Source organism: Streptomyces sp. NPDC003691 (genome assembly GCF_053981115.1).
The window spans coordinates 1-12,978 of the sequence record NZ_JBSFNQ010000036.1 but is presented as its reverse complement, the minus strand read 5'-3'; the positions used below and the strand labels follow the sequence as shown (position 1 = coordinate 12,978).

Sequence of the window (12,978 nt, the reverse complement as noted above, 5' to 3'; positions counted from 1 at the left end):
GCGAGCCTTGGGCGTCCGCCCGCGTGCGCCGGTGCGCACGGACGGCGGACCGCGGCGCCAGGACGATTCCCGTACGCATGCCCGACGGTTACTCGTATGCGTGTACGAGAGTCCGCGCGTGCAACGAGAGTCCGGACGCGGGCCGCGTCCGCCCGGCCGCGGGTGGCGTTCTGCATACCCGAGTACCCCCGCGTACCCGAGTACGAGGAGTCCGGCCGCTCTCCGGCGGTACGGCGGCGGCCGCCACCGGGCGCCCGCACCCGGGCCGCAAGGCCCGTACGCCGCCGGTGAACCGCGCCCGTACCCGCACGAGGGCCGCCCCGGCGCGCGTGCCAAGCTTGACGGCATGCAGCCCTCCGCACCGGCCGCCGCGCCGCGCTACGAAGAACGCCTGACCGCCCCCGCCCTCTGGTGGGTGATCTGCGGACTGCTGGGCCTCACCGGAGGGCTCACGGTCTTCCCGGTCGGCCTGCTTCCGGCGCTGGTCGCCGTGGTCCTGGTGGCGCTGCTGGCGGGCGCGGTGGTGAGTTCCTACGGCAGTGCCCGGATCAGGGTGGTCGCGGGGGCCCTGGTCGCCGGGGACGCCCGGATCCCGCTGACGGCGCTCGGTGAGCCCGAGGTGCTCGACCCGGAGGAGGCCCGCGCCTGGCGCTCGTACAAGGCCGACGCCCGGGCCTTCATGCTGCTCCGCAGCTATGTGCCGACGGCGGTCAGGATCCCGGTCACCGACCCGGCGGACCCGACCCCGTACGTCTATCTCTCGACGCGCGATCCGGAAGCCCTCTCCGCCGCGCTGTCCGGCCGTCCCGCGGCCGGGTGACCCGGAAGACCGGAACGGCCCGCCGAGGCCGCTCAGGGCCGCTCCGGCGGCCCTGAGACGGCCGTCGGGGCAGGGCGGAGCGCTCTGCGGGGTGCTAGGGCGTGTCCGCAAAGTAGCGTCGTCCGCCCGGAGGGCGGGGCCTGCGGCGTTCGGTGCGTGCAATCGCAAGGCGGAGGGTTTCGCTCGTACTGGACGTACTTGGGAAATCCCGACAACGCAGCGAGTGTGCGTGCCGGGCGTCGCGGGCCAGACGGGACTTTGCGGACACGACCTAGGGGAAGCGGGGGCCGCTGCGGGCCCCCGGCACGGTCGGTCACGGAGTGCGGAGGGAGCCTCAGCGCTCCAGCTCGCGGGCCCGGTCCGCCCAGGAGTCCGGCGACAGCTCCAGCGCCTGCTGCGGCTGCTCCAGCGGCGGAAGCGCCTCCAGCGCGTCCCACGGCACCTGGCCGGCCCGCAGGTCCTTGCGGATGCGCTCGGCGAGGTGGCGGGTGTCCCGGCGGTTGATCACGGCTCCGACGGCCGCACCGATCATGAACGGCAGCAGATTCGGCAGGTTCCGGATCATGCGCTTCATGATCTGCTGGCGCAGCTCGCGCTTGAGCCCGCTGCTGACCAGCGCGGCGTTCTTGTACGTCGACGGCTTGGTCACGTCGATACCGCGCTCCTCCGACCAGGTGGCCAGATAGAGGGTGCTGCGGTCCTTGAGCGTGCCCGGCGGCCGCAGGCCGTAGACCTCGTACAGCTCGGCGATCAGCTTGAGTTCTATCGCGGCCACACCGGTGATCTCGGTGGCCAGTTCGGCGGGCATCGCGGGCGGTACGGGCAGCATCGCCGCCGCTCCCACGCCCGCTCCCACGGTCGCCGTCCCGGCGGCCGCGCCCGCGACCAGCTTGTCGGCCAGTTGCTCGGGGCCCAGGCCGGGGAACTGCGCACGCAGGGTCGCCAGATCGCGCACCGGAATGCGCGGGGCGTTCTCGATGATCCGGTCGGCGAGATAGCCGACGGCCGCCTTGGCGCTCTGCCCGCTTCTGCGGACGCCCCGGCGTACGCCGGCCAGCTTGCCGGCCTTTCCCGGAACCTGCTCCGCCGCCGGATCCCCGACCGGGTCCACGGCCGGGGGCGGGGTCTGCGCGGGGAGTGCGTCAGGCGAGGCCGCAAGGCCTCGCCCGGCATCTCCCACGGCATGGGGCAGGAGGGCGGCCGAGTGCTCGCCCAGGGGCTCAGGAGCCCCGGACGGTCCCGTACCGCCCTGATGCGTCTCCGACGGCTTCAGAAGCCGGAAACGCCGCTTCCTCGACGGTGTCTCGCCTGCCACGGCCGACCGGACCTTACTCGCAGTCGCGGCAGATCGGCTGGCCGTTCTTCTCACGGGCCAGCTGGCTGCGGTGGTGGACCAGGAAGCAGCTCATGCAGGTGAACTCGTCGGCCTGCTTGGGCAGCACCCGGACGGCCAGCTCCTCGTTGGAGAGGTCCGCGCCGGGCAGCTCCATGCCCTCGGCGGCCTCGAACTCGTCGACGTCGACGGTCGAGGTCGACTTGTCGTTCCGCCTGGCCTTCAGTTCCTCAAGGCTGTCCGAATCGACGTCGTCGTCGGTCTTGCGTGGGGTGTCGTAGTCCGTTGCCATGTGTCGCTCTCCCCCTCTGGGTGTGATTGCGGTGTCTCCAGCGCACGTAACGCGTGAGAGGCCGGACTTGTGCCCGACCTGAGGCGGAGATTTTGCCTCACATCAAGGTCTGTTACTCAATCGACACCCAACCGGATCCCCCGGGAGTGATCGGGTTGGATGGCGATGGGGACCGTACACGATCCAAATGTTGCAGCTCACGGGCGCCACCCCGTGTACTTCCCGTGATTCGGACCCCCGGAAACCCGGACTTTTCCCGGCTTTCCGGAAGAACCGTGATCACGGAGAGTGGATGGTCCGAAAATCGTCCCTGTGATCGATCACACACGAACAACCTCGGAACAGGTCCTGAAAATTCCGCCTAAAGCGAACGGAATTTTCTTCCCCGGGGACCGGCCCCGAGTGGTCCTCAGAGCGGCAGAGTGACGCGCATCACGAGCCCACCGCCCTCACGGGGCTCCGCGATGATACGGCCCCCGTGGGCCCGGACCACCGAGCGGACGATCGACAGGCCGAGCCCGACGCCCTTGTCGCTGCCCGTCCGGTCCTGCCGCAGCCGCCGGAACGGCTCGAAGATGTTGTCGATCTCGTACGCCGGAACCACCGGACCGGTGTTCTCCACGACCAGCTCCGCGATGCCCGGCCCGGTCCGGGTGGTCACCTCCACCCAGCCCCCGTCCGGCACGTTGTACCGCACGGCGTTCTGGACCAGGTTCAGGGCCACCCGCTCCAGCAGCACCCCGTTGCCCGAGACCACCGCGGGCTCGCGCGCCCCGCGGACCTCCACGGACCGCTCGGCCGCCTCGCCGCGGGCCTGGTCGACCGCGCGGGCCGCCACCTCCGCGAGATCGACCGGTTTGCGGTCCACGATCTGGTTCTCGCTCCGGGCCAGCAGCAGCAGCCCCTCCACGAGCTGCTCGCTCCGCTCGTTCGTGGCGAGCAGGGTCCGGCCGAGCTGCTGGAGCTCCACCGGAGCCGCCGGGTCCGAGAGATGCACCTCCAGCAGGGTGCGGTTGATCGCCAGCGGGGTCCGCAGCTCGTGCGAGGCGTTGGCGACGAACCGCTGCTGGGCGGTGAAGGCCCGCTCCAGCCGGGCCAGCATCTCGTCGAAGGTGTCCGCCAGCTCCTTCAGCTCGTCCTCCGGGCCGTCCAGCTGGATCCGGCGCGACAGGTCGGATCCGGCCACCTGGCGGGCGGTACGGGTGATCCGGCCCAGCGGCGACAGCACCCGGCCCGCCATCGCGTACCCGAACGCGAAGGCGATGATGCTCAGCCCCAACAGCGCGAAGAGCGAACGGCGCAGCAGATCGTTGAGCGCCAGCTCGCGCTGGTGCGCGAAGCATTTGGCCAGCTCGGCGCTGAACTCCTCGCCCGAACCCTTGTCGGGCAGATCGCAGCCGCTGGTGGTCTCCTGGAAGCTCCCGGAGAGGATCTTGAAGGGCAGGGTGCTGCCCTCGTGCAGGGCCTGGGCGGCCAGCAGATAGATGATCGACAGCAGCAGGATGCCCGCGATCAGGAACATCCCGCCGTACAGCAGGGTCAGCCGTATCCGGATCGTGGGACGCAGCAGCGGCCGCACCGGGGTACGGGGATCCCAGGACGGCTTCGGCGGCACCTTCGGGGGTGCGGGGGCGGCGGCCACCGGTCAGATCCGGTAACCGGAGCCCGGCACGGTGACGATCACCGGCGGCTCCCCGAGCTTGCGCCGCAGGGTCATCACGGTCACCCGCACCACATTGGTGAACGGATCCGTGTTCTCGTCCCAGGCCTTCTCCAGCAACTGCTCCGCCGAGACCACCGCACCCTCGCTGCGCATCAGCACCTCCAGCACCGCGAACTCCTTCGGCGCGAGCTGGATCTCCCGGCCGTCCCGGAAGACCTCCCGGCGGTTCGGGTCCAGCTTGATCCCGGCGCGCTCCAGCACGGGCGGCAGCGGCACCGTGGTCCGCCGGCCCAGCGCCCGCACCCGGGCGGTCAGCTCGGTGAAGGCGAACGGCTTGGGCAGATAGTCGTCCGCGCCCAGCTCCAGGCCCTCGACCCGGTCCGAGACATCACCCGAGGCGGTCAGCATCAGCACCCGGGTCGGCACCCCCAGCTCGACGACCCTGCGGCACACGTCGTCGCCGTGGACCAGCGGAAGATCGCGGTCGAGCACCACCACGTCGTAGTCGTTGACGCCGATCCGCTCCAGCGCGGCGGCGCCGTCGTACACCACGTCGACCGCCATGGCCTCCCGGCGCAGTCCGGTGGCCACCGCATCGGCGAGCAGCTGCTCGTCCTCGACGACGAGTACGCGCACGTCGCGATCCTTCCCTTGGCCCCGTCGACCCGATCGGGGCATGTCCCTGCACTGTCTGTGCGCGTCCATCCTGCCCGTTACGCGCGTAAACCGGCTGTAAGGCGGGATGCTCCCGCCTTCGGAGCCGGAAACCCCCCGCCCGGCCGCCGGGGAATCAGAGGATTTCCGGCGGAGTTGAGGTTTCTCGTACGGAAGGCCGGGGGAGGACGAGAAGACACCCGAGATCACGCCCTGGACGGCGCATCCCCCGTATGCGCCCGCTCACCGCCCGGCCGGCGCCGGCGTGATCGAACCGCCCCCGCCCGCGGCTGCCCGCGGCGGAGGGCACCAGGCACACCCCCGTGCCACCACCCACGACGAGGGGGCGCATATGGACGCATTCACCGCAGGACTGCTACAGCGCATAAAGGCCACCGAAACCGACCTCACCCTGGCTCGCGAGACCGGAGACGACTTCCTCGCGGACGTCGAACTGGCCGAGCTGGAAGACCTCCGGCGGCTTGCCGCCGAGCACGGCGTGCAGGTCGAAGCGGCCTGACGCACCCCGACTGCCCCGCGGGCCGTCCGCCCCGGGGCCCGTGCCCGTCCGGGAGGACGGGGACGCACGTACCGCGCGGACGACGGCGGGCCCGGCCCCTCACGGGCGCCGGGCCCGCCGCCCGCCCACCGCGGCCCGTCCGCGGCGCCCGGTCAGTCGTGCCAGGCGCCGAACTCCTCCAGCAGCCCCTGGAGCGGTCCGAAGACCCCGGGGGCGGCCGCGACGGTCAGCTCGTACGAAGGCGCCTCACCCGGCCGGCCGCCGGTCTGCGCCCCGGCCTCGCGGGCGATCAGATCCCCCGCCGCCAGATCCCAGGGGTGCAGCCCCCGCTCGTAGTAGCCGTCCAGCCGGCCCGCCGCGACATCGCACAGGTCCACCGCCGCCGACCCGCTGCGCCGGATGTCCCGCAGCTTCGGGATCAGCCGCCCCGCCACCTCGGCCTGGTGGGCCCGTACCCCGGCGACATAGTTGAACCCGGTGGCCACCAGGGCCTGGTCCAGCGGGGGAGCGGGTCGGCAGTGCACCGGCCGGTCGTTGAGGAACGCGCCCCCGCCCAGCACCGCCCGGCTGGTCTCGCCGCGCATCGGGGCCGCCACCACCCCGACGAGCGTTTCGCCGCCGCGCCGGGCCGCGATCGACACCGCCCAGGTCGGCAGCCCGTAGAGATAGTTCACCGTGCCGTCCAGCGGGTCGACGACCCAGCGGATTCCGCTGGTCCCCTCGCTGGAGGCGCCCTCCTCGCCGAGGAAGCCGTCGTCGGGCCTGCGCTCCGCCAGAAAACCGGTGATCAGCTTCTCGGCCGCGATGTCCATCTCGGTGACCACGTCGATCGGACTGGACTTGGTCGCGGCGACCCCGAGATCGTCCGGCCGGCCGTCGCGGAGCAGCCGCCCGGCCCGGTCGGCGGCCTCCAGGGCCAGGTCGAGCAGTTCGGCCAGAAGCGGGTCACTGGTGGTGGTCACGGTCGTTCCTCACGGTCGGCACGGCTGGGTCGGCACGGCAAGGGCGGCGGAGCCCCGCGGCGGCGTAGGCGCGCGGCCACGGGCTCCGCGGACGGGCTCCGGAAGGAACCCGGGGCGTACGGGCTGTCGCCGCCGCCCGCAGCGGGCACCGGGACACCCACCGGGAAAACCCTAGGCGTACGGGCTGTCGGCCCCCGCCGCGGCGGGCCGGAGGGCGCGCGCCGGGCAGCAGCCCACGGGGCAGACGTCGTGCGAGGCGCCCAGCGACCCCAGCGCGCAGGGCCGCACCGGCTCGCCCCGCTCCGCCGCGGCCCGCTCCAGGACCAGCTCCCGGACGGCCGCCGCGAACCGCGGATCCGCGCCCACCGTCGCCGACCGCCGGACCGGCAGCCCCAGCTCGGCCGCCTTCGCCGCCGCCTCCGTGTCGAGGTCGTACAGCACCTCCATATGGTCCGAGACGAACCCGATGGGCACCATCACGGCCGCCGGAGCCCCCGCGCCGTGCAGCTCCTCCAGGTGGTCGCAGATATCGGGCTCCAGCCAGGGGATGTGCGGGGCGCCGCTGCGGGACTGGTAGACCAGCTCCCACGGGCGCTCGGTGCCGGTCTCCTCGCGCACCGCCTCCGCGATCACCCGGGCGAGGTCCCGGTGCTGCCGCAGATACGCCCCGCCGTCGCCGTGCTCCGCCACCGGACCGGAGGCGTCCGCCGCGGCTGTCGGAATGGAGTGGGTCGTGAACACCAGATGGGCGCCGCCGCGCACCTCCTCCGGCAGGTCCGCGAGGGACGCCAGCACCCCGTCGACCATGGGCCGGACGAACCCGGGGTGGTTGAAGTAGTGCCGGAGCTTGTCGACCCGCGGCACCTCCAGCCCCTCCGCCGCCAGCGCGGCGAGCGCGTCCGCGAGGTTCTCCCGGTACTGGCGGCACCCCGAGTACGAGGCATAGGCGCTGGTCGTGAGCACGGCGACCCGGCGGTGCCCGTCGCGCACCAGCTCCCGCAGCGTGTCCGTCAGATACGGAGCCCAGTTTCTGTTGCCCCAGTAGACCGGCAGCCCCAGCCCGTGGTCCGCGAAGTCCTTCCGGAGCGCGTCCAGCAGCGCGCGGTTCTGGTCGTTGATCGGACTGACGCCGCCGAACAGGAAGTAGTGCTGCCCGACCTCCTTCAGCCGCTCCTTGGGGATCCCCCGGCCGCGGGTCACGTTCTCCAGGAACGGGACCACGTCGTCGGGGCCCTCGGGGCCGCCGAAGGAGAGCAGGAGCAGGGCGTCGTACGGGGCGGGGTCACGCAGGTCGGACATGACTCGATCCTCCCACCCGGCACCGACAACACCGCACCCACCCGCCGTCGCGGCCCCCGTACGGGGCACCGGCCGCCCGGGAACGCGGGGCCGGCCGCGGTCGTTCCTGGTCATGGCCGGAGGGGACCGGAAACCCCCGTGCACCCGGCCGGATCCGGCGCGTAATCTGTCTTCGCCACTGATACGCCTTACCGGACCTGTACCACCGGAGCCCGTGTTGCCCAGTCCCTACCGCGTCATCTTCGCCACTCCCGGCACCAAGTCGTTCTCCGCCGCCGGACTCGTCGGGCGGCTGCCGCTGGCGATGACCGGCGTCGGCGTCCTCGCGATGATCTCCGAGCTGACCGGCCGCTACCGCCTGGCCGGACTCGTCACGGCGACCATTGCCCTTTCGGCCGCCGCCCTGGGCCCGCAGATCTCCCGGCTGGTCGACCGGCACGGACAGACGAAGGTGCTGCGCCCGGCGACCCTGGTGTCGGTGGCCTCCGGTACGGGGCTGATCGTCTGCGCCTCCGCGGGCGCGCCCGTGTGGACCCTGTTCCTGTTCGCGGCGGGCGTCGGCTGCGTACCCAGCGTCGGCTCCATGATCCGGGCCCGCTGGGCGGCGATCTACCAGGGGCGCGCGGAGCTGCACACCGCGTACTCCTGGGAATCCATCGTCGACGAACTCTGCTTTATCGCGGGCCCGCCGCTGGCGATCGGTCTCTCCACCGCCTGGTTCCCGGCCGCCGGTCCGCTGCTCTCCGGTCTCTTCCTGATGGCCGGTGTCTTCTGGCTGACCGCCCAGAAGGCCACCGAGCCGGTCCCCGTCCCGCGCGAGCAGCACACCCCGGGTTCGGCAATGGCCTCCCGCGCGCTCCAGGTCCTGGTGGTCACCTTCGTGGCCACCGGCGCCGTCTTCGGTTCGGTGGAGGTGGTCTCCCTGGCCTTCGCCGAGGAGCAGGGGAACAAGGCCGCGGCAAGCATCGCCCTGGCGATCTACGCGGCCGGTTCGTGTCTGGCCGGGCTGGTCTTCGGCATGCTCCGCCTCAAGGGCGCCGCGGACCGCCGGTGGCTGGTCGGCGTCTGCGCGATGGCCGTGAGCATGATCCCCCTCCAGTTCGTCGGCGATCTGATAGCCCTGAGCGTGGCGCTGTTCGTCGCGGGTATGGCCATCGCCCCGACGATGGTGACCACCATGGCCCTGGTCGGCTCGCATGTCCCGGTCGCCAAGCTGACCGAGGGGATGACCTGGGTCAGTACCGGGCTCGCGGTCGGTGTGGCGCTGGGCTCCGGTGCCGCGGGTGTCGCCGTCGACGAGTGGGGCGCCCGGGCCGCTTACGGCGTCCCGGGGGTTGCGGGGCTGCTCGCGGCCGTGGTGGCGTTCCTCGGGTACCGCCGGCTGCGCGAGCCGGTGCCGACGCGGGAGGGGCAGCGGGTCGATGAGCACGATCAGCACGGAGAACGGGACGCGAACCTGGCGTAACTGGGCGGGGACCGTCACCGCCCGCCCGGTACGGGAGGCGTCCCCGGCGTCGGCGGCCGAGGTGGCCGAGGAGATACGGCGGGCCGCCGCGGACGGCCTGCGGGTCAAGACGGTCGGTACGGGGCACTCGTTCACGGCCGTCGCGGCCACCGACGGACTGCTCATCCGCCCCGATCTGCTCACCGGTATCCGGCGCATCGACCGCGAAGCGATGACCGTGACCGTCGAGTCCGGCACCCCGCTCCGGCGGCTGAACCAGGCCCTCGCCCGTGAGGGCCTTTCCCTCACCAACATGGGCGACATCATGGCCCAGACCGTCGCCGGGGCGGTCAGTACCGGCACCCACGGCACCGGCCGGGACTCCGGCTCCCTGGCCGCCCAGATCCGCGGTCTGGAGCTGGTCACCGCGGACGGCACCCTGCTGACCTGCGACGCCGGGAACAACCCTGAGGTCTTCGCCGCCGCCAGGATCGGTCTGGGCGCCCTCGGGGTGCTCACGGCCGTCACTCTCGCCGTGGAACCGCTCTTTCTGCTGACCGCGCGGGAGGAGCCGATGTCCTTCGCCCGGGTGGTCGCCGATTTCGAGGCACTGCACGCGGAGAACGAGCACTTCGAGCTCTACTGGTTCCCCCACACGGACAACTGCAACACCAAGCGCAACAACCGCAGCGCGGGTCCGGCCGCTCCGCCCGGCGCGGTCAGCGCGTGGATCGACGACGAACTCCTCTCCAACGGACTCTTCCAGGCGGCCAACTCCCTCGGCCGTGCCGTCCCGGCCGCGATCCCGCCCATCGCCCGGGTCGCCAGCCGGGTGCTCTCCGCCCGTACGTACACCGACATCCCCTACAAGGTCTTCACCTCCCCGCGCCGGGTGCGTTTCGTGGAGATGGAGTACGCGCTGCCGCTCGCGGCCTGCACGGCGGCGCTGCGCGAGCTGCGGGCGATGATCGAACGCTCCCCGCTGAAGATCAGCTTCCCGGTCGAGGTACGGACCGCCCCCGCCGACGACATCACGCTCTCCACCGCCTCCGGGCGGGACAGCGCCTATATCGCCGTGCATCTGTACCGGGGGACGCCGCACCGGGCCTACTTCACCGCGGTGGAGCGCATCATGACCGCGCACGGCGGCCGGCCGCACTGGGGCAAGCTGCACACCCGGGACGCGGAGTACCTCGCCGCCGCCTACCCCCGGTTCGGCGAGTTCACCGCCCTCCGGGACCGGCTCGACCCGGAGCGGCGCTTCGGGAACGACTACCTGCGCCGGGTGCTGGGCGACTGAACGGGCCCGCGCCGGGGTGCTCGGGCGGCGGGCGGCCGCTCTTCGGCGGACGGGGCGCGGCGGGTGCCCCACCACGGCACCCGCCGCGCCCGGTGCGGGGCCGTCGGCGCCGAGAGTCCTGCGGCGAGGTCGGTGGGTTCGGCGAGGGCGGCTCGGCGGACGAGGGCGGTGACCGGTCCCGGCCCGCGCGGCGGGGGATCAGCCGCCGGTCCGGCCCGGTGCCGTACCGGAGCCCGGGTCCGTCCCCGTACGCGAACCGGCGTCCGCCCCGCTGCCTCCGGTGCCCGTCGCGGGACCGGAGGGCGTACCGCCCTCGCCCGGGGGCGACGGGGGCGGCGAAGCCGGTCCGGATTCCGCCGGATCCGGGGTGCCGGACGGTCCGGAGGAGGGGTCGCGGTCCGGGGGCGCCGACTCACCGGAGCCCTCCCCGGGCGGCGGTGTCCGCTCCGTACGGCCGTCGTTTCCGCCGTCCCCGTCCTGCCGCGGCGGCGAAGGGTCGCCGGGCGGCGGGGCGGTGTCGCTCGAGCCGCCCCGGACGACCGAGCCGACCGTGGTCCCGGGGCCGCCGTCCAGCCCCGAGCCGGAGACCAGTTCGTATCCGGTGATCCCGGCCATGGCGACGCCGAAGACCACGGCGGCCGCGGCGGCCGGGCGCTTCCACCCCCGCATCCGGGTGCCGTGGGTGGTGGCGGCGCCGAACTCGCCGGACGGCCGTGCGGGCGCCGGGTCCCGCCGCTTCCCCGGTCCGTTCCCCCGGCCGGGGGAACGGACCGGGGCACGGACGCCGCGGAGCTGGTCACCGGTCCGGCTGAAGAGGTGCTGGATGAGCGGACCGCCGCAGGTGGCGACGGCGCTGACGACACCGGCGCCGATGATCGTGCCGTAGACCCCGAGCCGGGAGGCGAGCACGGCCGCGGCAACCGTGGCCAGCACGCTCCCGGCCACCTGGGGCAGACTCAGATCGAGCCGCCGCTCCGGCCGTTGCCGGTCGCCCGACGGCTCCTCGGTGCCACCGGGACCGCCCGGCGCGGCCCGGCTTTCGCTCCGGTTTTCACTGGCCTCCGGCCGTTGGTGCATCGTCCGTCCCTGCTCGTCCTGCTGTGGAGTGCGTACGTATGTCCGTACGCATGAGGGACAGATGGGGCGGAGTGAATAGTTCCCTTTGGGGAGATTTTGTGAAGCAGGACACCCGTCCCGGTCGTTCGGAGCCGGACCGTGGTGCCCGGTGCGAACTTCGGTGGCGCGGCAGTCCACCCTGATGGCCCGAATGGAGTACTGTGGCGAGCCTTGGGCCTGGACTCCCTTATGGGTGCCCGGATCCCGGGAATGGGGGCCGAAAGCGGCGCTCGATCCGGCTGCGCCGCGATACCGCACGGAAATCTGCACTGAGAGTGATCTCGCGATCACGCTCAGTGGCCAACAGGTAACCGTGCCACAGCGGCGATCACGGGCCTGTGCCCGACACGCCGGAGCAACTCGGCAAGGTTGTGGCAGGCTGCACCCGGGCAGGCCACACTCGACTAGCGGAAGCAGCGACGCACAGGTGACGTCGGCAGGCACCACCCGGGAGGTCCCCATGCCCGAACTGCGTGTCGTGGCCGTCTCCAACGACGGCACACGACTGGTGCTCAAGGCTGCGGACAGCACGGAGTACACCCTTCCGATCGACGAGCGGCTGCGGGCCGCCGTACGCAACGACCGCGCCCGCCTCGGCCAGATCGAGATCGAGGTGGAGAGCCACCTCCGTCCCCGCGACATCCAGGCCCGGATACGCGCGGGAGCGACGGCCGAGGAAGTCGCCCAGATGGCGGGCATCCCGGTCGAACGGGTGCGCCGCTTCGAGGGTCCCGTGCTCGCCGAGCGTGCCTTCATGGCCGAACGCGCCCGCAAGACCCCCGTACGCCGCCCCGGGGAGAACTCGGGCCCTCCGCTCGGCGAGGCCGTCCAGGAACGCCTGGTGCTGCGCGGCGCCGAGAAGGAGACGGCCCTGTGGGACTCCTGGCGGCGTGACGACGGCACCTGGGAGGTGCTGCTCGTCTACCGGGTGGCGGGTGAACCCCACTCCGCGAGCTGGACCTACGACCCGCCGCGCCGGCTGGTGCAGGCCGTCGACGACGAGGCGCGTGCGCTGATCGGCGAGACGGACGACACCATCGCGGCGCACGAGGCCAGTGTTCCGTTCGTGCCCAGGATCGCCCGGCTGCCCCGGGACCGGCCGCTGGACCGCACCCTCGACCGGGCGCCGGACCGTTCCGCCGGACCGGGCGGTACCGGCCCCGCGGCCGACGAGACCGAACGTGACTCCCTGACGAGCCTTCTGGAGGCCGTGCCGAACTTCCGGGGCGACATGGTCGTCCCGGAGCGTCCGGCGCCCTCCGAGAGCGAGGAGAGCGCGGCGGAGCCCGAGGCCGAGGAGTCGGTCGCGCCGGCCGCCTCGGCGGGCGCGGGATCCGCGTACGCCGATGTCCTGATGCCGCGTTCGGTCGCGGGCCACCGGGACCGGCTGATCGGGACCACCGACCGTCAGGCCGAGGCGGACGGTGTCCGTCCGGGCCGCCGGGCCGCCGTTCCGAGCTGGGACGAAATCGTCTTCGGCACCCGCCGCAAGAAACAGGACGGTGAACTGCTCACCGCCGAGCACGGCTTCCCGCTCCGGCTGGTGGTGCCCCATCTCTATGCCTGGAAAGGGCC

12 protein-coding genes and 1 pseudogene are annotated in these 12,978 nt (G+C 72.7%); 6 read left to right on the top strand and 7 right to left on the bottom strand.

Annotated features, from left to right (window positions below):
* The first annotated feature begins 346 nt into the window (after positions 1-346).
* Positions 347-820, top strand: coding sequence for a DUF3093 domain-containing protein (locus ACWDR0_RS18500; RefSeq protein ID WP_456352749.1), 474 nt, complete (start codon positions 347-349; stop codon positions 818-820).
* A gap of 334 nt (positions 821-1,154) precedes the next feature.
* Here ACWDR0_RS18500 and ACWDR0_RS18495 read toward each other — a convergent pair whose 3' ends face one another.
* The 4 genes from ACWDR0_RS18495 to ACWDR0_RS18480 form a co-directional block, all read right to left on the bottom strand.
* Positions 1,155-2,135 (bottom strand): hypothetical protein, encoded by a 981-nt coding sequence (locus ACWDR0_RS18495; protein ID WP_456352748.1) that lies wholly within the window; start codon positions 2,133-2,135, stop codon positions 1,155-1,157.
* A gap of 13 nt (positions 2,136-2,148) precedes the next feature.
* Positions 2,149-2,445, bottom strand: a complete 297-nt coding sequence (locus ACWDR0_RS18490) for a DUF4193 domain-containing protein (RefSeq protein WP_006345898.1) — start codon at positions 2,443-2,445, stop codon at positions 2,149-2,151.
* A gap of 409 nt (positions 2,446-2,854) precedes the next feature.
* A complete protein-coding gene (locus tag ACWDR0_RS18485; RefSeq protein ID WP_456352747.1) occupies positions 2,855-4,087 on the bottom strand; it encodes a sensor histidine kinase in 1,233 nt (410 codons plus the stop codon).
* A gap of 3 nt (positions 4,088-4,090) precedes the next feature.
* Positions 4,091-4,744 carry a response regulator transcription factor gene (locus ACWDR0_RS18480; RefSeq protein ID WP_146482805.1) on the bottom strand — a complete coding sequence of 218 codons (654 nt, stop codon included), beginning with the start codon at positions 4,742-4,744 and terminating at the stop codon, positions 4,091-4,093.
* Between the two features lie 370 nt (positions 4,745-5,114).
* Here ACWDR0_RS18480 and ACWDR0_RS18475 point away from each other — a divergent pair, with 370 nt between their 5' ends.
* Positions 5,115-5,282, top strand: a complete 168-nt coding sequence (locus ACWDR0_RS18475) for a hypothetical protein (RefSeq protein WP_456352746.1) — start codon at positions 5,115-5,117, stop codon at positions 5,280-5,282.
* Positions 5,283-5,434: 152 nt separating this feature from the next.
* On the opposite strand, the gene ACWDR0_RS18470 is transcribed toward ACWDR0_RS18475, so the two are convergent.
* Both ACWDR0_RS18470 and ACWDR0_RS18465 read right to left on the bottom strand, forming a co-directional pair.
* Positions 5,435-6,244, bottom strand: a complete 810-nt coding sequence (locus tag ACWDR0_RS18470) for an inositol monophosphatase family protein (RefSeq protein ID WP_456352745.1) — start codon at positions 6,242-6,244, stop codon at positions 5,435-5,437.
* Positions 6,245-6,415: 171 nt separating this feature from the next.
* Positions 6,416-7,543, bottom strand: coding sequence for a ferrochelatase (locus ACWDR0_RS18465; protein WP_456352744.1), 1,128 nt, complete (start codon positions 7,541-7,543; stop codon positions 6,416-6,418).
* A 217-nt stretch (positions 7,544-7,760) separates the two neighbouring features.
* Between ACWDR0_RS18465 and ACWDR0_RS18460 the strand changes: the two genes are divergently transcribed.
* Complete coding sequence (locus tag ACWDR0_RS18460) at positions 7,761-9,008, top strand: MFS transporter (RefSeq protein ID WP_456352743.1); 1,248 nt, start codon at positions 7,761-7,763, stop codon at positions 9,006-9,008.
* Positions 8,965-10,287, top strand: coding sequence for a D-arabinono-1,4-lactone oxidase (locus tag ACWDR0_RS18455; RefSeq protein ID WP_456352742.1), 1,323 nt, complete (start codon positions 8,965-8,967; stop codon positions 10,285-10,287). The genes ACWDR0_RS18460 and ACWDR0_RS18455 overlap by 44 nt, the downstream gene beginning before the upstream one ends.
* 198 nt (positions 10,288-10,485) lie before the next feature.
* Here ACWDR0_RS18455 and ACWDR0_RS18450 read toward each other — a convergent pair whose 3' ends face one another.
* Positions 10,486-11,364, bottom strand: a complete 879-nt coding sequence (locus ACWDR0_RS18450; RefSeq protein WP_456352741.1) for a hypothetical protein — start codon at positions 11,362-11,364, stop codon at positions 10,486-10,488.
* 466 nt (positions 11,365-11,830) lie between these two features.
* Between ACWDR0_RS18450 and sepH the strand changes: the two are divergent.
* Together sepH and ACWDR0_RS18440 are read left to right on the top strand one after the other, a co-directional pair.
* Positions 11,831-12,904: pseudogene (sepH, locus tag ACWDR0_RS18445) on the top strand (septation protein SepH); the annotation flags it as partial.
* A 6-nt stretch (positions 12,905-12,910) separates the two neighbouring features.
* Positions 12,911-12,978 (top strand): molybdopterin-dependent oxidoreductase (locus tag ACWDR0_RS18440; RefSeq protein WP_456352787.1); only part of this gene is annotated, 68 nt, incomplete at its 3' end.

Excerpts from the sequence above, each read along its gene's own strand:
- ACWDR0_RS18500 (WP_456352749.1), top strand. The coding sequence starts at position 347 with ATGCAGCCCTCCGCACCGGCCGCCGCGCCGCGCTACGAAGAACGCCTG.
- ACWDR0_RS18490 (WP_006345898.1), bottom strand. The coding sequence starts at position 2,445 with ATGGCAACGGACTACGACACCCCACGCAAGACCGACGACGACGTCGAT.
- ACWDR0_RS18475 (WP_456352746.1), top strand. The coding sequence starts at position 5,115 with ATGGACGCATTCACCGCAGGACTGCTACAGCGCATAAAGGCCACCGAA.
- ACWDR0_RS18465 (WP_456352744.1), bottom strand. The coding sequence starts at position 7,543 with ATGTCCGACCTGCGTGACCCCGCCCCGTACGACGCCCTGCTCCTGCTC.
- ACWDR0_RS18455 (WP_456352742.1), top strand. The coding sequence starts at position 8,965 with ATGAGCACGATCAGCACGGAGAACGGGACGCGAACCTGGCGTAACTGG.
- ACWDR0_RS18450 (WP_456352741.1), bottom strand. The coding sequence starts at position 11,364 with ATGCACCAACGGCCGGAGGCCAGTGAAAACCGGAGCGAAAGCCGGGCC.